We start from the raw sequence: 18,713 nt of genomic DNA, 5'->3' as shown, positions 1-18,713 counted from the left end.
GTGGATGCCTTCGTGTGGCGCCGGGTGCGGCGCGGGTCGTGGAGCCGGTGCGCGGGGGCCGCGGAGGCCGGTGCGGCGCGGGCCCGACGCGAGTGAGGGGGACGCCGGCGGCGTCCCCCTCTCCCGTCAGCGGGCGCCGCGTGCGGCGTGCAGGTGTTCGGCGTGTTCCTGGAGGGAGCGGACACCGACCTCGCCGCGCCCGAGGGCCTCGATGCCCTGGACGGCCGCCGCGAGGGCCTGGACCGTGGTCAGGCACGGCACAGCGCGGGCCACGGCCGCGGTGCGGATGTCGTAGCCGTCCAGCCGGCCGCCGGTGCCGTACGGGGTGTTGATGATGAGGTCGACCTGGCCGTCGTGGATGAGCTGCACGATGGTCTTCTCGCCGTTCGGCCCCTCGCCCTCGCTCTGCTTGCGCACGACGGTGGCGTTGATGCCGTTGCGCCGCAGCACCTCCGCCGTGCCGGAGGTGGCCAGCAGCTCGAAGCCGAGGGCGACCAGCTCCCGGGCGGGGAAGATCATCGAGCGCTTGTCACGGTTGGCGACCGAGACGAACGCCCGTCCCTTCGTCGGCAGGGCGCCGTAGGCGCCTGCCTGGGACTTGGCGTAGGCCGAGCCGAAGACGGAGTCGATGCCCATGACCTCGCCGGTCGAGCGCATCTCCGGGCCCAGGACGGTGTCCACGCCGCGCCCGTGCACGTCCCGGAAGCGGGTCCAGGGCATGACGGCCTCCTTGACGGAGATGGGCGCGTCCAGCGGCAGGGTGCCGCCGTCGCCCTCGGCCGGGAGCAGACCCTCGGCACGCAGCTCGGCGATGGTGGAGCCGAGCGAGATGCGGGCGGCGGCCTTGGCCAGCGGCACGGCGGTGGCCTTGGAGGTGAACGGCACGGTGCGGGAGGCGCGGGGGTTGGCCTCCAGCACGTAGAGGATGTCCCCGGCCAGGGCGAACTGGATGTTGATCAGCCCGCGCACGCCGACTCCGCGGGCGATGGCCTCGGTGGAGGCGCGCAGCCGCTTGATGTCGTACCCGCCGAGGGTGATCGGCGGCAGGGCGCAGGCCGAGTCGCCGGAGTGGATGCCGGCTTCCTCGATGTGCTCCATGACGCCGCCGAGGTAGAGCTCCTCACCGTCGTAGAGGGCGTCGACGTCGATCTCGATGGCGTCGTCGAGGAAGCGGTCGATGAGGACGGGGTGCTCGGAGATGAGCCCGGCGTGCCGCTCCAGGTAGGCGCCCAGGGACGGCTCGTCGTAGACGATCTCCATGCCCCGCCCGCCGAGCACGTAGGAGGGGCGGACCATGACGGGGTAGCCGATGCTCGCGGCGATCGTCTTGGCCTCGTCGAAGGAGTAGGCGGTGCCGTACTTGGGCGCGGGCAGCCCGGCCTCGGTCAGGACACGGCCGAACGCGCCGCGGTCCTCGGCGGCGTGGATGGCCTCGGGCGGGGTGCCGACGACGGGGACGCCGTTGTCCTTGAGCGCCTGGGCCAGGCCCAGCGGTGTCTGACCGCCGAGCTGGACGACGACACCGGCCACCGGGCCCGCCTGCTGCTCCGCGTGCACGATCTCCAGGACGTCCTCCAGCGTGAGCGGCTCGAAGTAGAGCCGGTCGGAGGTGTCGTAGTCGGTGGAGACGGTCTCGGGGTTGCAGTTGACCATGACCGTCTCGTAGCCGGCCTCGCTCAGCGCGAGGGAGGCGTGCACGCAGGAGTAGTCGAACTCGATGCCCTGGCCGATGCGGTTGGGCCCGGAGCCCAGGATGACCACGGCCGGCTTCTCGCGCGGCGCGACCTCGCTCTCCTCGTCGTAGGAGGAGTAGAAGTACGGGGTGCGGGCGGCGAACTCGGCGGCACAGGTGTCGACGGTCTTGTAGACGGGGCGGACGCCGAGGGCGTGCCGGACCTCGCGGACGACGTCCTCGCGCAGGCCCCGCAGGGAGGCGATCTGCGCGTCGGAGAAGCCGTGGCGCTTGGCCTGGGCGAGGATCTCCGGGGTGAGGAGCTCGGCGGCCGCGAGCTCGTCGGCGGTCTCCTTGATGAGGAAGAGCTGGTCGACGAACCAGGGGTCGATCTTCGTCGACGCGAAGACCTCCTCGGGGCTCGCCCCGGCGCGGATGGCCCCCATGACGGTGTTGATGCGGCCGTCGGTGGGGCGGCGGGCCTCGGCCAGGAGGGCGTCCTTGTCCCCGGCGGGGCCGGTGAAGTCGAACTGGCTGCCCTTCTTCTCCAGCGAGCGCAGCGCCTTCTGCAGGGCCTCGGTGAAGTTCCGGCCGATGGCCATGGCCTCGCCGACGGACTTCATGGTCGTGGTGAGGGTGCTGTCGGCCAGCGGGAACTTCTCGAAGGCGAAGCGCGGCGCCTTCACCACGACGTAGTCGAGCGTGGGCTCGAACGAGGCCGGCGTCTGCTCGGTGATGTCGTTGGGGATCTCGTCCAGGGAGTAGCCGACGGCGAGCTTCGCGGCGATCTTGGCGATCGGGAAGCCGGTGGCCTTGGAGGCGAGCGCCGAGGAGCGGGAGACGCGGGGGTTCATCTCGATGACGATGACCCGGCCGTCGGTGGGGTTGACGGCGAACTGGATGTTGCAGCCGCCGGTGTCCACGCCGACCTCGCGGATGACGGCGATGCCGACGTCCCGCAGGACCTGGTATTCGCGGTCGGTGAGCGTCATCGCCGGAGCGACGGTGATCGAGTCGCCGGTGTGCACGCCCATGGGGTCGAAGTTCTCGATGGAGCAGACGACCACGACGTTGTCGTGCTTGTCGCGCATCAGCTCCAGCTCGTACTCCTTCCAGCCGAGGATGGACTCCTCCAGGAGCACCTCGGTGGTCGGCGAGAGGGCGAGGCCCTGGCCGGCGATGCGGCGCAGCTCGTCCTCGTCGTGGGCGAAGCCGGAGCCCGCGCCGCCCATGGTGAAGGAGGGGCGGACGACGACGGGGTAGCCGCCGAGCTCGTCGACGCCGGCGATGACCTCGTCCATGCTGTGGCAGATGACCGAGCGGGCCGACTCACCGTGGCCGATCTTGGCGTTGACGGCCTCGACGACCTCCTTGAACAGGTCGCGGTCCTCGCCCTTGTTGATCGCCTCGACGTTGGCGCCGATCAGCTCGACGCCGTACCTGTCGAGGGTGCCGGCCTGGTGCAGGGAGATGGCCGTGTTCAGCGCGGTCTGCCCGCCGAGGGTGGGCAGCAGGGCGTCGGGCCGCTCCTTGGCGATGATCTTCTCGACGAACTCGGGGGTGATCGGCTCGACGTAGGTGGCGTCGGCGACCTCCGGGTCGGTCATGATCGTCGCCGGGTTGGAGTTCACCAGGATGACGCGCAGGCCCTCGGCCTTGAGCACGCGGCACGCCTGGGTGCCGGAGTAGTCGAACTCGGCGGCCTGCCCGATGACGATCGGGCCGGAGCCGATGACCAGGACGGACTGGATATCGGTGCGCTTAGGCACGCTGGCCCTCCATCAGGGTGACGAAGCGGTCGAACAGGTAGGCCGCGTCGTGCGGACCGGCCGCCGCTTCGGGGTGGTACTGGACGCTGAAGGCGGGGCGGTCGAGCAGACGCAGCCCCTCGACGACGTTGTCGTTGAGGCACACGTGGCTGACCTCGGCCCGCCCGTAGGGCGTGTCCGACGGGCCGTCCAGCGGCGCGTCGACGGCGAAGCCGTGGTTGTGCGCGGTGATCTCGACCTTGCCGGTGGCACGGTCCTGCACCGGCTGGTTGATGCCGCGGTGACCGTACTTGAGCTTGAAGGTGCCGAAGCCGAGGGCACGGCCGAGGACCTGGTTGCCGAAGCAGATCCCGAACAGCGGGGTGCCGCGCTCCAGCACGCCCCGCACGAGCGAGACGGGGTGGTCGGCCGTGGCCGGGTCGCCGGGTCCGTTGGAGAAGAAGACGCCGTCGGGGCGCACGGCGTAGACGTCCTCCAGCGAGGACGAGGCCGGCAGGACGTGCACCTCGATGCCGCGCTCGGCCATGCGGTGCGGGGTCATGCCCTTGATGCCGAGGTCGACGGCGGCCACGGTGAAGCGCTTCTCGCCGACGGCCGGGACGACGTAGGGCTCGCGGGTGGCCACCTCGCCGCACAGGTCGGCGCCCTTCATCTCCGGCGCCTGCCGGACGCGGGCGAGCAGCGCCGCGTCGGTCTCGACGGCGTCTCCGGAGAAGATGCCGACACGCATCGCGCCACGCTCGCGCAGGTGACGGGTCAGGGCCCGGGTGTCGATGCCGCTGATGCCCACGACCCCCTGTGCGGCCAGCTCCTCGTCGAGCGTGCGCACGGACCGCCAGCTGGACGGGACGCGGGCGGGGTCGCGGACGACGTAGCCGGCGACCCAGATGCGCCGCGACTCGGGGTCCTCGTCGTTGACGCCGGTGTTGCCCACGTGGGGGGCGGTCATCACGACGACCTGGCGATGGTAGGAGGGGTCGGTGAGGGTCTCCTGGTAGCCGGTCATGCCAGTGGAGAAGACGGCCTCGCCGAAGGTCTCGCCCACGGCCCCGTAGGGACGGCCGCGAAAGACCCGGCCGTCCTCCAGGACGAGTACGGCGGCTGCCGGTGCGGTGGTACGGGTGGAGGTCGTCATCATGCGCCTTCCCGGTCGTGCTGCCCGGCGACGGCACTGTCGCCGGAGGAGGTGGTGACGGTGGTGACCGCCTCGACCCACGCCGCGTGTTCGGCGGGGTGATCGGCTCGGAAGCCGGAGTCCAGGGTGCGGGTGCCGAGCTGCCAGGTGATCACCAGCAGGCCGCCCTCGGTGAGGACCTTGCCGGCGATGCCCTTGTCGAGCCGGGCGCCGCGCAGTGCGTCGGTGGGGACGAAGAAGTCCCGGGCACCGGGACGCAGCACGGTGAGGCCCTCGTCCGTGAGGGTCAGCTCCGCCCGGCTGCGGGTGCCGAGGCCGTGCGCGACGATGCGGTCGAGCCACTGGCCCGCGGTGGTGCTGCCGTGGTAGCGGCCGTCGAGCGTCAGCTGCGCGGCTCCGGCGTCCTCGGGGACGGCGGCGGGCTCGGGCAGGTCGTGCTGGAGCGTGGCGCGCCACTTCCAGCCCTCGCGCATCAGCCAGTACACCAGCGCGATGACAAGCAGGATGCCGACCGTCCACCCGATCCGGGAGGCCCAGTCCGTCACCTCCTGCGACTGGCGCTCGGCCGCGAGGGCGGTGTCGGCGAGGTAAGTCCGTACCGTTGCGTTCACGCGAGGTTCCCGTCTGTCACCGTGGCCCGGCCCCGCAGGAAGGTGTGCGTGACGCGGCCCGGCAGCTCGCGGTCCCGGTAGGGGGTGTTACGGCTGCGCGAGGCGAAGCCCGCGGGGTTCACCTGTCCACGGTATGCCGGATCGACGAGCGTGAGGTTGGCGGGCTCGCCGGGCGAGACGGGACGCCCCTGGCCGGTCAGGCGGCCGATGCGGGCGGGCCGGAACGACATCCGGTCGGCGACCTGGGCCCAGTCCAGCAGCCCGGTGTCGACCATGGTGTGCTGCACGACGGACAGGGCCGTCTCCAGGCCCACCATGCCCATGGCGGCGGCGCCCCACTCGCAGTCCTTGTCCTCGTGCGGGTGCGGGGCGTGGTCGGTGGCCACGCAGTCGATCGTGCCGTCGGCCAGGGCGGCGCGCAGGGCGAGGACGTCGTCCTGGGTGCGCAGCGGCGGGTTGACCTTGTAGACGGGGTCGTAGGAGCGGACCAGCTCGTCGGTGAGCAGCAGGTGGTGGGGGGTGACCTCGGCGGTGACGTTCCAGCCCTTGGACTTGGCCCAGCGCACGATCTCCACCGAGCCGGCGGTGGACAGGTGGCAGATGTGCACACGGGAGCCGACGTGCGCGGCGAGGAGGACGTCGCGGGAGACGATCGACTCCTCCGCGACGGCCGGCCAGCCGCCGAGACCCAGCTCGGCGGAGACGACGCCCTCGTTCATCTGGGCGCCCTCGGTCAGCCGCGGCTCCTGCGCGTGCTGGGCGACGACGCCGTCGAAGGCCTTCACGTACTCCAGGGCGCGGCGCATGATCACCGCGTCGTCCACGCACTTGCCGTCGTCGGAGAAGACGGTGACCCCGGCCGCCGACTCGTGCATGGCCCCCAGCTCGGCGAGCTGCTTGCCCGCGAGCCCGACGGTGACGGCGCCGACGGGCTGCACGTCGCAGTAGCCGAACTCGCGGCCGAGGCGCCACACCTGCTCGACGACGCCCGCGGTGTCGGCGACGGGGAAGGTGTTGGCCATCGCGTGCACCGCGGTGAAGCCGCCCCTGGCCGCGGCCCGGGTGCCGGTGAGGACCGTCTCGGAGTCCTCGCGGCCGGGCTCGCGCAGGTGCGTGTGCAGGTCGACCAGGCCGGGCAGGAGGACGAGCCCCTCGGCCTCGACGACGGTCGCGCCGGCGGCGGACAGCCCGGTGCCGACCTCCGCGATGCTCTCGCCCGCGACGAGGACGTCCTGGGCGGGGCCGCCGAGGACGCGCGCGCCGCGGATCAGGGTCTTCTCGGTGGTCACTTGGTCTCCTCGGCGGTGCTCTCGTGGGTGGTGTCGGCGGCCGTCCCGGCGGGGGCTCCGCCGGGCAGCGCGCCGCCGAGCAGCAGATACAGGACGGCCATGCGCGTGCTGACCCCGTTGGTGACCTGCTCGACGGCGGTACAGCGGGGCGAGTCGGCGACGTCGGCGGTGATCTCCATACCGCGGTTCATCGGCCCGGGGTGCATGACGACGGCGTGTTCGGGCATGCGGGCCATGCGGGTGCCGTCCAGCCCGTAGCGGCGGGCGTACTCGCGCTCGGTGGGGAAGTAGGCGGCGTTCATGCGTTCGCGCTGCACGCGCAGCATCATGACGGCGTCGGACTTGCCGAGCACGGCGTCCAGGTCGTACGAGACCTCGCACGGCCAGGCGTCGACGCCGACGGGGACGAGCGTGGGCGGGGCGACGAGGGTGACCTCGGCGCCGAGGGTGCTCAGCAGCCGGACGCCCGAACGGGCGACGCGGCTGTGCAGGATGTCCCCGACGATGGTGACCCGGCGGCCGCTGAGGTCCTTCCCGGTGCCCGCGCCGAGGCGGCGGCGCAACGTGAAGGCGTCCAGCAGGGCCTGGGTGGGGTGCTCGTGGGTGCCGTCCCCGGCGTTGACGACCGAGCCGCCGATCCAGCCCGAGGTGGCCAGCCGGTGCGGGGCCCCGGAGTCGTGGTGCCGGATGACGACGGCGTCCGCGCCCATCGCCTCCAGGGTCAGCGCCGTGTCCTTCAGGGACTCGCCCTTGGAGACCGAGGACCCCTTCGCGGAGAAGTTGATCACGTCGGCGGAGAGCCGTTTGGCCGCCGCCTCGAAGGAGATGCGGGTGCGGGTGGAGTCCTCGAAGAAGAGGTTGACGACGGTGCGGCCGCGCAGGGTGGGCAGCTTCTTGATCGGCCGGTCGGCGAGGCGGCCCAGCTCCTCGGCGGTGTCGAGGATGAGGACGGCGTCGTCGCGGGAGAGATCGGCGGCCGAGATGAGGTGGCGCTTCATCTGTTGCCTTCCGTGGGGTGGGGACGGGCGTGCCGGGTGGCCGGGCGGGCGCGCGTGGCGGGCCCGGCCGGGTGTCTCGGCGGGAGTCGTCGGTGCGCCGGTGGGCGCTACCGGTCGTCGGCCGGCGCGGCCTTCCGGTCCTCGGAGGGGGACGCTCCCGCGTCGGCCGCCTCGCGGAGGCCGAGCAGCACGCCGTCGCGGCCGTCCTCCTCGGTGAGCTGGACGCGGACCGTCTCGCGCAGCGAGGTGGGCAGGTTCTTGCCCACGTAGTCGGCGCGGATGGGCAGTTCGCGGTGGCCCCGGTCGACGAGCACGGCGAGCTGCACGGCGCGGGGCCTGCCGAGGTCACCCAGGGCGTCGAGCGCGGCGCGGATCGTCCGTCCGGAGAAGAGCACGTCGTCGACGAGGACGACGAGGGAGCCCTCGATCCCGTCTCCGGGGATCTCGGTGTGGGCGAGGGCGCGGGCGGGGCGCAGCCGCAGGTCGTCGCGGTACATCGTGATGTCCAGCGAGCCGACCGGGACGGGCCGGGAGGTGATCTCCTCCAGCTTGGCCGCGAGCCGCCGGGCGAGGTGGACGCCGCGGGTGGGGATACCGAGAAGGACGACATCGTCCGCGCCCTTGGCGCGCTCGACGATCTCGTGAGCGATGCGCGTGAGGACGCGCGCGATGTCCGGCCCCTCGAGCACGGGGCGGGCGGGTGCGGCCTGGCTGGTGCCGCCGGTGTTGCTGTCCATGGGTAACGGACCTCCTTCCCCGCCTCACGGGACGGGCTTTAAAGGACGCCTGGTGGTGCGCGTCAACGGTACCAGGCGGCGGCCGGGCGTCCGCCGCCGCCCCGGGGGCGTCCGTCGCGCGGCGGCCGCGGGAACCGCTCGGACGGCCCCCCGGACGGCCGACGCTCCGACTTTCACATCACCGCTGGTCAGCGGGGGCTGGCGAGGCTGGTGGGGCCGATGCGGCACAGGTGGTCGACGTCCCCGGCTTGACGGCGTACATTACGCTGCGTAACCTCACAGTGAGTTACCAACGCCTCTTTCCGGGGAGCCACATGTCCAGCGAATACGCCAAACAGCTCGGAGCCAAGCTCCGGGCGATCCGCACCCAGCAGGGCCTCTCCCTCCATGGCGTCGAAGAGAAGTCCCAGGGCCGCTGGAAGGCGGTCGTGGTGGGCTCGTACGAGCGCGGGGACCGCGCGGTGACCGTGCAGCGCCTCGCCGAGCTGGCGGACTTCTACGGCGTCCCGGTGCAGGAACTGCTGCCCGGCAGCACGCCGGGTGGAGCAGCCGAGCCGCCGCCGAAGCTCGTTTTGGACCTGGAGCGCCTCGCCCACGTCCCGGCCGACAAGGCCGGGCCGTTGCAGCGTTACGCGGCGACGATCCAGAGCCAGCGCGGCGACTACAACGGCAAGGTGCTCTCGATCCGCCAGGACGACCTGCGCACACTGGCCGTCATCTACGACCAGTCGCCCTCGGTGCTGACCGAGCAGCTGATCAGCTGGGGCGTGCTGGACGCGGACGCGCGCCGCGCGGTCGCCCACGAGGACGCCTGACGGCGAGACCTCCGAAGAAACGTGCCTCCGCCCCCCGCCCGGCTTCCGGGCGGGGGGCGGAGGCACAGGGAGCCCCGTCGCACACCCGCCCACCGTGCGCCGCACCGCCCCCGCCGGGCCCAGAGCGCGGCCGCCGGGCGGGGTGCGGCTGCCCGGGCGGTCTTCCGGTCAGCCCACGGCGAAGGCCCCGGAACCCGCTTCCGAGCGGGTTCCGGGGCCTTGCGTCGGGGTGTCGGTGAGCCGTCCGCCGCCGGGTTTCAGCCGCGCAGAGTCGGGCCGAGATCCTTCAGCCGGCCGAGGAGGCCGTTGATGAAGGCGGGCGACTCGTCCGTGGAGAACTCCTTGGCGAGCTGGACACACTCGTCGAGGACCACGGCGTCGGGCGTCTCCTCCTCCCACAGCAGCTCGTACGCGCCCAGCCGCAGCAGGTTGCGGTCGACGGCCGGCATCCGGTCCAGCGTCCAGCCGACCGAGTGCGAGGAGATCAGCTCGTCGATGCGGTCCGCGTGCTTGGCGTACCCCTCCACGAGCTGCATCGTGTACGCGCTCACGGGCGGCTGCCGGGTGTCGCTGCGGGCGTGCCGGACCCAGTCCGCCAGGACCGAGGCGACGTCGGCGCCGCGCTGGTCCGACTCGAAGAGGATCTGGAAGGCCCGCTTGCGTGCCTTGGTGCGAGCGGCCACGGTTAGCTGTTCACCCGGCCGAGGTACTCGCCGGAGCGGGTGTCGACCTTGACCTTCTCGCCGGTGGTGATGAACAGCGGGACGCCGATCTCGAAGCCGGTCTCCAGGCGGGCGGGCTTGGTGCCGCCGGTGGAACGGTCGCCCTGGACGCCCGGGTCGGTGTGCTCGATGGTCAGCTCGACGGAGGCGGGCAGCTCGACGAAGAGGACGTTGCCCTCGTACATCGCCACCGTGGCCTCGAAGCCCTCGATGAGGTAGTTGGCGGCCTCGCCGACGGTCTTGCGGTCGACGGGGAGCTGGTCGTACGTGCTCATGTCCATGAAGACGAAGTACTCGCCGTCCATGTACGAGAACTGCATCGTGCGTCGGTCCACGGTGGCCGTCTCGACCTTCGTGCCGGCGTTGAACGTCTTGTCGACGATCTTGCCGGACAGCACGTTCTTCAGCTTGGTGCGCACGAAGGCAGGGCCCTTGCCGGGCTTGACGTGCTGGAACTCGACAACGGACCAGAGCTGGCCCGCGTCGAGCTTGAGCACCATGCCGTTCTTCAGGTCGTTCGTGGTGGCCACGGTCGCGGAATCTCCTACAGACGCTGCTTTACGGGACCAAGGCCCGCCCGGCCCGGGGACCGGCCGGCACGCTACAGAGCGAGCAGCTCCTTGGTCGTGATGGTGAGTAGCTCCGGCCCGCCGTCCGACTGAGCACGGACGACGAGTGTGTCATCGATCCGGACTCCGCCCCGCCCGGGGAGGTGAACCCCCGGCTCGACGGTGACCGGCACACAAGCGTCCAGTTTACCCACGGCCTCGGGGGACAGGAGTGGGTCCTCTCCGATTTCGAGGCCCACCCCCGCGCCCACCGCCCGGCCGAGGGCGTCCGGGTACCCTTCCGCGTCCAGGAGTTGGCGCGCCGCGCGGTCCACCGCGCGGTACTGCGCCCCGGGGGCGAGCGCCTCCCGTGCCGCCCGCTCGGCGCCGAACACCAGGTCGTACAGCTGGATCTGCCAGTCGGCCGGGGCCGTGCCGATGACGAACGTGCGACCGATGCGACACCGGTACCCGCGGTAGCGTGCGCCGAGGCGCACCGTGAGGAAGTCGCCCTCCTCCACCCTGCGGTCGGTGGGGACGTGATCGGCGAGCCCGGAGTTCCGCCCGGTGCCGACGCTGGTGGGAAAGGCCGACCCCTCGGCGCCGTGGTCGATCAGCCGCCGTTCCAGCTCCAGGGCCAGGTGGCGCTCGGTGCGGCCCACGAGGATCGACTCCAGCAGCTCCCCGAGGGCCTGGTCGGTGATCTCGGCCGCGATGCGCAGGGCGGCGATCTCGTCCTCGTCCTTGACCAGCCGCTGCTGCTCCACAGCGGTGCCCAGGTCGGCGAGGCGCAGATGCGGGGCCACGGCCGCCAGGGCCCGGTGGCGGGCCACCGTGAGGTGGTGCTCCTCCACCGCGAGGACGCGGATGCGGCCCCGGCCCGCCAGCTCCGCGGCGGTGACGACGGGGTCACCGCCGGGTGCGGTCAGGGCGCGCACCCGCAGGGCGTCCGTTCCGTCGCCCAGGGCGGGCGGGACGCCGCTGGCGCGGGTCACCAGGGTGTCGTACCCGTCCGGGTCGAGCAGCAGGACGGCATCGGGCGGGGCGGTGCCGGTGAGGTATCGCAGGTTGGCCGGGGTGGAGACCAGGACGGCCGTTCCGTCGGCCGCCCCGGTCGCCGTGGAGCGTTCGCGGAGGCGGGAGCGTCGGGCCATGTGCACCTCGGACATGCACCGAGCCTACGGCGCGGCGGGCCGGGGGGCCGTCCGAGCGGGGCCGGACGGGGGTTACCAGGAGGGCGGGCTGGCGAGGCTGCGGGCGACGGCCTCGTCCAACAGCCGCGCGGTGGCCTCCACGCCGTGCCGGGTGTTGTCGATGATGGGCAGTCCGCTGCTGTACCAGCCGGCCATGCGGCCGTGGATGCGGGCCACCTCCTCGTCGGAGAGCCGGCGGTTGCCGCTGCGCTCGGCGTTGCGTTCGAGGACGACGTCGAGACCGGGCAGCAGGACGACGGGGATGAGCCCGGGGCCGACGTGGCGCTTCCAGCCGCCCAGGCCGACGACCGGCCAGTCGGGGAAGACGGCGTCGTCGAGGATGCAGGAGATGCCGTTGGCCAAAAAGTTCCGGGCGGCGAAGCCGCAGGTCCGGCGGGCCAGCCGGTACTGGGCCTCGGAGCCGTCGCTCCAGCCCCGCTGCGGGTCGGCGAAACCGGCGCGCACCCACTCGCGGACGTCGTCGAGGCTGATGTGGGCCGTGGGCACCCGGCGGCGCTCGGCCCAGTAGCGGGCGACGGTCGTCTTGCCCGCTCCGGCCGGGCCGATGAGCAGGACGGCGACGGGGACCTGGGTGGCCTCCAACGGACCGTCCTGCGGAGCCGTGCCGGGGGTGGGCCGTGCCGGGGGTGTGGGTATCTGCACCGGGGCGCCGACCGGCAGCCGCACCTGGCCGGTGCCCTCGGAGCGCGGCGGGGGCGCGGGCTGGGAGCCGCCACCGGGATGCGGCGGGGCGGTCGGCTGCGGTGCGGGAGCCGGCTCGCCCGGCGCGGGACGGGGCGGGACGGCGGGCGGCGCACCGTGCGGCGGCGGACCCGCCCAGCCGGGTCCGCGGGCGGCCGACGGCCCGGGAGGAGGCGGCGGGTGGCCGGGAGGGGCGGGAGGGCGCCCGCCGTGTGCGGGTCCCACGTACTGCTGCATCCGGTACCACTCCGTCGTCCGGAGCGCGCGATCTCCGCACGCCCACCGTTCAGTTCACCGCACGGTACCGTCTTCCGGCCGTGCGACCGGCCGAGGTGTGAACGGCCGGGGCGGGCGGGAAAGTGCCCGTTCCGGCCGTTCAGGGTCTCCTGGCGGTGGCGGACTCGGTGAGCTGCTCGGCCAGGGCGCGCAGGGCGAGCCGGTAGGAGCCGAGGCCGAAGCCGGCGACGGTGCCGCTGGCCACGGCCGCGACGACCGAGGTGTGCCGGAACTCCTCGCGTGCGTACGGGTTGGAGATGTGCACCTCGATCAGCGGGGCCGTGCGCTGGGCCGCCGCGTCGCGCAGGGCGTAGGAGTAGTGCGTGAACGCCCCGGGGTTGATGACGACGGGCACGGAGCCGTCGGCCGCCTCGTGCAGCCAGCGCACCATCTCGCCCTCGTCGTTGGTCTCGCGTACCTCGACGGCGAAGCCGAGTTCGGCGCCCAGCGCGGTGCACTGCTCGACGAGGCCGGCGTAGCTGGTCGAGCCGTAGACGTCCGGCTCCCGGGAGCCGAGCCGGCCGAGGTTGGGCCCGTTGAGGACGAGCACCGGGCGTGGGGCCTGGTCCGTCCCGCTCATGCGGCGATCTCCGCGTGCGCGGCGAGGAGCATCGCCGGGTCGGGGCCCTCCAGCACGGCGGGACGGGCGAGGCCCTCCAGCACGATGAAGCGCAGCCGGTCGCCGCGGGTCTTCTTGTCGACCTTCATGGTGTCCAGCAGCTTGGGCCACTGGTCGCCGCGGTAGGTGACGGGCAGTCCGACGGCCTCCAGCACGCGGCGGTGCCGGTCGGCGGTGGCATCGTCCAGCCGCCCGGCGATGCGGCCGAGCTCGGCGGCGAAGACCATGCCCACGGACACGGCCGCGCCGTGCCGCCAGTTGTACCGCTCGTTCTTCTCGATGGCGTGGGCGAGGGTGTGACCGTAGTTCAGGATCTCCCGCAGGCCCGACTCCTTGAGGTCGGCGGAGACGACGTCGGCCTTCACCCTGATCGACCGCTCGATGAGCTCGGTGGTGTGCGGCCCGTCGGGACGCCGTGCGCCCTGCGGGTCGGCCTCGATGAGGTCGAGGATCACGGGGTCGGCGATGAAGCCCGCCTTGACGACCTCCGCGAGCCCGCTGACGTACTCGTTGACCGGCAGCGAGTCCAGCGCCGCCAGGTCGCACAGGACTCCGGCGGGCGGGTGGAACGCGCCCACCAGGTTCTTGCCCTCGGCGGTGTTGATGCCCGTCTTGCCGCCCACGGCGGCGTCGACCATGCCGAGCACGGTGGTCGGGACGGCGATCCACCGCACCCCGCGCAGCCAGGTCGCGGCGACGAACCCGGCGAGGTCCGTCGTCGCTCCCCCGCCGACGCCGACGATCACGTCGGTGCGGGTGAAGCCGGTCTGGCCGAGCGCCTTCCAGCAGTAGGCCGCGACCTCCGCGGTCTTCGACTCCTCGGCGTTGGGCAGCTGGATCGCGATGGCCTCGTAGCCCTGCTCGGCCAGGTCCGCCCGCACCACCTCGCCGGTCTCGGCCAGCGCCTCGGGGTGCAGCACGGCGACCCGCCGGGCCCGCTCGCCGACCAGGCCGGGCAGTTCGGCCAGGAGCTGCCGCCCGATGAGCACGTCGTACGGTTCGTGGCCGGTGCCCGCGACGGTGATCCGGGTGGGGGTCTCGGTGCTGCTCATGCCTTCCTCAGCTCCAGGGCGTCCAGGATCTCGTCCGCGACCTCGTCCGGGGTGCGGTTGTCGGTGGAGACCACCACGCGGGCGACCTCGGTGTACAGCGGGCGGCGCTCCTCCATGAGGGTGCGCCACTGCTGGCGGGGGTTGATGGCCAGCAGGGGCCGCGGGGCGTCCAGACCGACGCGCCTGACCGCCTCCCCGACCTCCATCTCCAGGAAGACCACCGGCCGTCCGGACAGCAGCGCGCGGGTCTCGGCGGCCATGACCGCCCCGCCGCCGAGGGCCAGGACGCCCTCGTGGCCCTCCACCGCGCGGCGGACGGCGGCGCGTTCCAGCTCCCGGAAGTGCGGCTCGCCCTCCTCGACGAACAGGTCGGCGATGGGCTTGCCCGCCTCCTCGACGATGTCGGCGTCGGTGTCGCGGAAGCCGAGACCGAGCCGCTCGGCGAGCAGGCGGCCCACCGTCGACTTCCCCGAGCCCATGGGCCCGACGAGGATGATCGCGGGGCCCGTCACCGGATCGCCAGGTGGTCGAGGAAGCCGCGGACGTTGCGCCGGGTCTCGGTGACGCTGTCCCCGCCGAACTTCTCCGCGACGGCGTCGGCCAGTACGAGGGCCACCATCGCCTCGGCCACGATGCCGGCCGCCGGCACCGCGCACACGTCGGAGCGCTGGTGGTGGGCCTGGGCCGGCTCCCCGGTGGCGACGTCGACGGTGGCCAGGGCCCGGGGCACGGTGGCGATGGGCTTCATGGCGGCGCGCACCCGCAGCAGCTCGCCGGTGCTCAGCCCGCCCTCGGTGCCACCGGAGCGGCCGGAGGCGCGCCGGATGCCCTCGGGGGTGGTCAGGATCTCGTCGTGCGCCTTGGAGCCCGGCGTCCGCGCGAGGTCGAAGCCGTCGCCGACCTCGACGCCCTTGATCGCCTGGATGCCCATGAGCGCGGCGGCCAGGCGGGCGTCCAGCCGCCGGTCCCAGTGGACGTGGCTGCCGAGCCCGACGGGCACCCCGTGGGCGACGACCTCGACGACACCGCCGAGGGTGTCGCCGTCCTTGTGCGCCTGGTCGATCTCGGCGACCATCGCCGCGCTCGCTGCCTCGTCCAGGCAGCGCACCGGGTCGGCGTCCAGCCGCTCCACGTCCGCGGGGACGGGCACGCAGCCGTGCGGGGCGCGGGCGGCGCCCAGCTCCACGACGTGCGAGACGATCTCGATGCCCGTCGTCTCCTTCAGGTAGGAGCGGGCGACGGTGCCGAGAGCCACCCGGGCCGCCGTCTCCCGGGCGGAGGCGCGCTCCAGCACCGGGCGCGCCTCGTCGAAGCCGTACTTCTGCATCCCGGCGAGGTCGGCGTGGCCGGGCCGGGGCCGGGTGAGGGGCGCGTTGCGGGCGAGCTCGGCCAGCTCCTGCGGGTCGACCGGGTCGGCGGCCATCACCTGCTCCCACTTGGGCCACTCGGTGTTGCCGACCATGATGGCGACCGGCGAGCCGAGCGTGCGGCCGTGCCGGACGCCGCCGACGAAGGTGACCTCGTCCCGCTCGAACTTCATCCGGGCACCGCGCCCGTAGCCGAGCCGCCGCCGGGCGAGCGCGTCCGCCACCATCTCCGTGGTGATCGTGACGTCGGAGGGCAGCCCCTCCAGCGTCGCCACGAGTGCGGGGCCGTGCGACTCCCCCGCGGTCAGCCAGCGCAACCTGCTCAACGGTGCTCCTCATTCCGCCAGTGCTTGCCCTGATCTTCCCACGCCGGGGCCGCCCCCCGAGCGCCGGTCCAGCACCCGGACGCCGTTTCGGGGCAGCGCCGGACGGGCGGAGACTACCGTGTCGAGGGGCGGGAGCGCAGCGCCGCCTCACCGGCCTCCCGCATGGCCGCCAACGGCGCCGGGGAGCAGCCGGTCATCCGCTCGACCTGGAGCACCGCCTGGTGCACCAGCAGGTCGAGCCCGCCGACGACCCGGCCGCCCGCGGCCGCCCAGGCAGCGGCCAGCGGAGTGGGCCACGGCTCGTACAACACGTCGAACAACGTGCCCGGCGTGTCCGGGCCGACGCCGGGGAGGGCGTCGGCCAGGGCGTCGGTCGTACCCGCCGGGGTGGTGGCGACGACCAGCGGCGCCGCCAGCGCCTCGGCAGCCCGCTCCCAGGGGGCGGTGCGGACGTGGACGCCGAGGCGGTCGCCCCACACCCGCATCTCCGCGGCGCGGGCCTCGCTGCGGACGTAGGCCGTCACCGGGCCCGGGCAGATCCGGGCCAGGGCGGCCAGGGCGGAGGAGGCGGTGGCCCCGGCGCCCAGGATCGCGGCCTTTGGCACCTGCTCGACGCCGCGTTCCCGCAGGGCGGCGACCATGCCGGGGATGTCCGTGTTGTCGCCGTGCCGGCGGCCGTCCTCGGTGAACACCACCGTGTTCACGGCCTCCACGGCCGCCGCCGTGGCGCTCACCTCGTCCAGCAGCGGGATGACGGCCCGCTTCAGCGGCATCGTCAGGGAGAGCCCGGCCCAGCCGGAACCCAGCCCCCCGAGGAAACCGGGCAGCCCGGCCTCGTCCACCTCGAAGCGGTCGTAGCTCCAGCCCGTCAGGCCCAGTTCGGCGTAGGCGGCACGGTGCAGCACGGGGGAGAGGGAGTGCGCGATGGGCGAGCCGAGGACGGCGGCGCGCTGCGGTCCGTGGGTCACTCGCCTTCCTCCTCGCGCTTCCTGGCCTGTTCCGCGTTGAAGTCCTTCACGTGTGCCTGGTGTTCCTCGTAGGTCTCGCTGAAGCGGGTGTCACCGGGCTTGACGGTGACGAAGTAGAGCCACGGCCCCTCGGTGGGGTTCAGGGCCGCCTCGATGGCCTGGTGCCCCGGGTTGTCGATGGGGCCGGGCGGCAGGCCGACGTTCTTGTACGTGTTGTACGGGTGGTCGAGCCCGGTGTCCTTGACCGAGACGTCGAGCGTGGAACGGTCGAGCGCGTAGTTGATGGTGGAGTCGAAGTCCAGCTTGCCGTTGGTGGCGGTGTTGCCGGGCTTCAGCCGGTTGTAGACGACGCGCGAGACCTTGCCGAAGTCCTTCTTCTCCTGCGCCTCGGCCTGGACGAGGGAGGCGATGATGAGGATCTCGTACGGGGTCCTGTCCACCTCGGCGGCCTGGCCCTCCAGGTCCACCCGGGCGAACTCGGACTTGGCGCGCTCCACCATCTCGCCCAGCACGTCCAGCGGTTCGGTGTTCTCGCTGACCGCGTACTTGGAGGGGAAGAGGAACCCCTCGACGTTGCCCTCGGCCCATGCGGGCAGGTCCAGGTCGGCCGTCTCGGCGACCTTCTCGGTGGTGCCCTCGGGAGAGCCGGTGTGCTCGTCGATCAGCGCGTAGATCCGCGAGGCGCGCAGGCCCTCGGGGACGATCATCCCGGCCTGGCTGGCGGGGTCGAGCAGCAGCTCGAAGGCCTGGGCCGCCGACATCTTCTCGCGCAGCGTGTAGATGCCCGGCTGGATGGAGCGCGCCTTCTCCTGGTTGGCGTTCGCCGCCTCGACGAAGGCGGCCGCGCTCTTGACGACGTCCGCCTCGGCGAGGATCTCGGCCATGTCCGGCGGCAGCGAACCCGGCGGGATCTCGACGGTGACCTCGCCGCTGCCGGCGCCCGGGTAGTCGGGGGCCGCGGCGAAGCGGCTCTGGTAGAAGCTGTAACCCGCGTAGGTGGCCGCGGCCGCGCCGCCGGCCAGGACGAGCACCACCACGAGGCAGGCCATCCGGTTCTTCCGGCGGCCGGAGCGGCGTCGGGCCGCTCCGCGGCGGTCCGCCCGGGTGGCCGGCTCGTGGTTGTCCGCGTCGTCCGCGTCGTCCGCGTCGTAGCCGTCGTCGTCCTCCGGCTCAGGACGACGGCGGCCCGGCCGGCCGTCACCCCGCCGTGGGGCGGCCGACTCCGGGGGGCCGGGGTCCGCCACGGCGGAGTGGGAGGCGTGGGTGAGGTGGGAATCCTCCCGGCCGGCGCCCGCGCCCGTCTCCCAGTCGGGGTTCCAGCCGGGGTCCGGTGCCTGGCCCGCGTCCATCCGCGGCTGGTCCGGTCCCGGGTACTGGAGGGCGGGAGCGTGGCCGTCGTACTGCCCGGGGTACGGCTGGTGCTGGTGCTGGTGGTCGGCGGGGTACGGCGTGCCGCCATGGTGCTGCGGGCCGGGGTGGTACGGCCCTCCCGGCTGCCCGCCACCGGGCTGGGGCGCCCCCGCGTAGGGCTCGGGCCCCTGCTGGGGATGCGGGGCGTAGCCGTGCTGGGGCGGGGCCGGGTAGGCGCCGTGCTGGGGGTAGCCGGCTTGGGCTCCGTACGGATCGGCCGTCGGCTGGGGGTAGGACCCCGTGGCGGCCTGCGGGTCGTGCCAGCCGCCGTACGGGTCCTCCTGCCGGGGGTACTGCTGCTGATGGCCCCCGTAGGCGTCCCAGGCACCCTGCTGGGCGGCCCCGTCCCAGTTCTGGTTCCCGTAGAGGGGGTCCTCTGGGTGCCACGGTTGGGGCTCCGGGCCCCGGCCATACTCAGTCATCGATCCCCTATGCAGCGCTCCGACAACACCCTCGCGCCCGTACAGCGGTTCGAACATCGGAAGGCGTCACATCGCGCGGAAC

At 73.1% G+C, this 18,713-nt stretch carries 17 protein-coding genes; 1 reads left to right on the top strand and 16 read right to left on the bottom strand.

Annotated elements, in window-relative coordinates; genetic code table 11:
• Positions 1 to 126 precede the first annotated feature (126 nt).
• The 6 genes from carB to pyrR form a co-directional block, all read right to left on the bottom strand.
• Positions 127 to 3,441, bottom strand: coding sequence for a carbamoyl-phosphate synthase large subunit (gene carB / locus HPT28_RS06875; RefSeq protein WP_219090038.1), 3,315 nt, complete (start codon positions 3,439 to 3,441; stop codon positions 127 to 129).
• A complete protein-coding gene (carA, locus tag HPT28_RS06870; RefSeq protein ID WP_219090080.1) occupies positions 3,434 to 4,576 on the bottom strand; it encodes a glutamine-hydrolyzing carbamoyl-phosphate synthase small subunit in 1,143 nt (380 codons plus the stop codon). The genes carB and carA overlap by 8 nt, the downstream gene beginning before the upstream one ends.
• Positions 4,576 to 5,187 (bottom strand): hypothetical protein, encoded by a 612-nt coding sequence (locus HPT28_RS06865; protein ID WP_219090037.1) that lies wholly within the window; start codon positions 5,185 to 5,187, stop codon positions 4,576 to 4,578. Before HPT28_RS06865 ends, carA begins: the two co-directional genes overlap by 1 nt.
• Positions 5,184 to 6,476 (bottom strand): dihydroorotase, encoded by a 1,293-nt coding sequence (locus HPT28_RS06860; protein ID WP_219090036.1) that lies wholly within the window; start codon positions 6,474 to 6,476, stop codon positions 5,184 to 5,186. Before HPT28_RS06860 ends, HPT28_RS06865 begins: the two co-directional genes overlap by 4 nt.
• On the bottom strand, positions 6,473 to 7,474 hold the full coding sequence (locus tag HPT28_RS06855) for an aspartate carbamoyltransferase catalytic subunit (protein WP_219090035.1): 1,002 nt from the start codon (positions 7,472 to 7,474) through the stop codon (positions 6,473 to 6,475). The genes HPT28_RS06860 and HPT28_RS06855 overlap by 4 nt, the downstream gene beginning before the upstream one ends.
• Before the next feature lie 107 nt (positions 7,475 to 7,581).
• The gene (gene pyrR / locus HPT28_RS06850; RefSeq protein WP_219090034.1) at positions 7,582 to 8,211 is read right to left on the bottom strand and encodes a bifunctional pyr operon transcriptional regulator/uracil phosphoribosyltransferase PyrR; all 630 of its coding nucleotides are present in this window, start codon (positions 8,209 to 8,211) and stop codon (positions 7,582 to 7,584) included.
• 314 nt (positions 8,212 to 8,525) lie between these two features.
• Between pyrR and bldD the strand changes: the two genes are divergently transcribed.
• A complete protein-coding gene (gene bldD / locus HPT28_RS06845; RefSeq protein WP_191208980.1) occupies positions 8,526 to 9,026 on the top strand; it encodes a transcriptional regulator BldD in 501 nt (166 codons plus the stop codon).
• A gap of 257 nt (positions 9,027 to 9,283) precedes the next feature.
• Here bldD and nusB read toward each other — a convergent pair whose 3' ends face one another.
• The 10 genes from nusB to mltG form a co-directional block, all read right to left on the bottom strand.
• Positions 9,284 to 9,709: a transcription antitermination factor NusB gene (gene nusB / locus HPT28_RS06840; RefSeq protein ID WP_219090033.1), complete on the bottom strand. Its 426-nt coding sequence runs from the start codon at positions 9,707 to 9,709 to the stop codon at positions 9,284 to 9,286.
• Between the two features lie 2 nt (positions 9,710 to 9,711).
• Positions 9,712 to 10,278, bottom strand: coding sequence for an elongation factor P (efp, locus tag HPT28_RS06835; RefSeq protein WP_219090032.1), 567 nt, complete (start codon positions 10,276 to 10,278; stop codon positions 9,712 to 9,714).
• Positions 10,279 to 10,349: 71 nt separating this feature from the next.
• Entirely contained in the window at positions 10,350 to 11,465 is a 1,116-nt protein-coding gene (locus tag HPT28_RS06830; RefSeq protein ID WP_219090031.1) for an aminopeptidase P family protein, read from the bottom strand.
• 57 nt (positions 11,466 to 11,522) lie between these two features.
• Positions 11,523 to 12,428, bottom strand: a complete 906-nt coding sequence (locus HPT28_RS06825) for an AAA family ATPase (RefSeq protein ID WP_219090030.1) — start codon at positions 12,426 to 12,428, stop codon at positions 11,523 to 11,525.
• Positions 12,429 to 12,567: 139 nt separating this feature from the next.
• Entirely contained in the window at positions 12,568 to 13,047 is a 480-nt protein-coding gene (gene aroQ, locus HPT28_RS06820) for a type II 3-dehydroquinate dehydratase (protein WP_219090029.1), read from the bottom strand.
• Positions 13,044 to 14,138: a 3-dehydroquinate synthase gene (aroB, locus tag HPT28_RS06815; protein WP_219090028.1), complete on the bottom strand. Its 1,095-nt coding sequence runs from the start codon at positions 14,136 to 14,138 to the stop codon at positions 13,044 to 13,046. Before aroB ends, aroQ begins: the two co-directional genes overlap by 4 nt.
• The gene (locus HPT28_RS06810) at positions 14,135 to 14,650 is read right to left on the bottom strand and encodes a shikimate kinase (protein ID WP_219090027.1); all 516 of its coding nucleotides are present in this window, start codon (positions 14,648 to 14,650) and stop codon (positions 14,135 to 14,137) included. The genes aroB and HPT28_RS06810 overlap by 4 nt, the downstream gene beginning before the upstream one ends.
• Positions 14,647 to 15,831, bottom strand: coding sequence for a chorismate synthase (gene aroC / locus HPT28_RS06805; protein ID WP_219090026.1), 1,185 nt, complete (start codon positions 15,829 to 15,831; stop codon positions 14,647 to 14,649). The genes HPT28_RS06810 and aroC overlap by 4 nt, the downstream gene beginning before the upstream one ends.
• A 113-nt stretch (positions 15,832 to 15,944) precedes the next feature.
• Positions 15,945 to 16,799, bottom strand: coding sequence for a shikimate dehydrogenase (locus HPT28_RS06800; protein ID WP_219090025.1), 855 nt, complete (start codon positions 16,797 to 16,799; stop codon positions 15,945 to 15,947).
• Positions 16,796 to 18,631 carry an endolytic transglycosylase MltG gene (gene mltG / locus HPT28_RS06795; RefSeq protein ID WP_219090024.1) on the bottom strand — a complete coding sequence of 612 codons (1,836 nt, stop codon included), beginning with the start codon at positions 18,629 to 18,631 and terminating at the stop codon, positions 16,796 to 16,798. Before mltG ends, HPT28_RS06800 begins: the two co-directional genes overlap by 4 nt.
• Positions 18,632 to 18,713: the final 82 nt, after the last annotated feature.

The organism is Streptomyces sp. JJ38 (genome assembly GCF_019303475.1).
Taxonomy (GTDB): Bacteria; Actinomycetota; Actinomycetes; order Streptomycetales; family Streptomycetaceae; genus Streptomyces.
The sequence above is the reverse complement of the archived record's forward strand: the minus strand, read 5'-3'. Positions and strand labels throughout refer to the sequence as shown.

Bases quoted from the DNA above. Each gene is read 5' to 3' on its own strand.
- aroQ (WP_219090029.1), bottom strand. From the start codon at position 13,047: ATGAGCGGGACGGACCAGGCCCCACGCCCGGTGCTCGTCCTCAACGGG.
- aroB (WP_219090028.1), bottom strand. From the start codon at position 14,138: ATGAGCAGCACCGAGACCCCCACCCGGATCACCGTCGCGGGCACCGGC.
- HPT28_RS06825 (WP_219090030.1), bottom strand. From the start codon at position 12,428: ATGCAGCAGTACGTGGGACCCGCACACGGCGGGCGCCCTCCCGCCCCT.
- HPT28_RS06855 (WP_219090035.1), bottom strand. From the start codon at position 7,474: ATGAAGCGCCACCTCATCTCGGCCGCCGATCTCTCCCGCGACGACGCC.
- pyrR (WP_219090034.1), bottom strand. From the start codon at position 8,211: ATGGACAGCAACACCGGCGGCACCAGCCAGGCCGCACCCGCCCGCCCC.
- carA (WP_219090080.1), bottom strand. From the start codon at position 4,576: ATGACGACCTCCACCCGTACCACCGCACCGGCAGCCGCCGTACTCGTC.
- HPT28_RS06830 (WP_219090031.1), bottom strand. From the start codon at position 11,465: ATGTCCGAGGTGCACATGGCCCGACGCTCCCGCCTCCGCGAACGCTCC.
- bldD (WP_191208980.1), top strand. From the start codon at position 8,526: ATGTCCAGCGAATACGCCAAACAGCTCGGAGCCAAGCTCCGGGCGATC.
- mltG (WP_219090024.1), bottom strand. From the start codon at position 18,631: ATGACTGAGTATGGCCGGGGCCCGGAGCCCCAACCGTGGCACCCAGAG.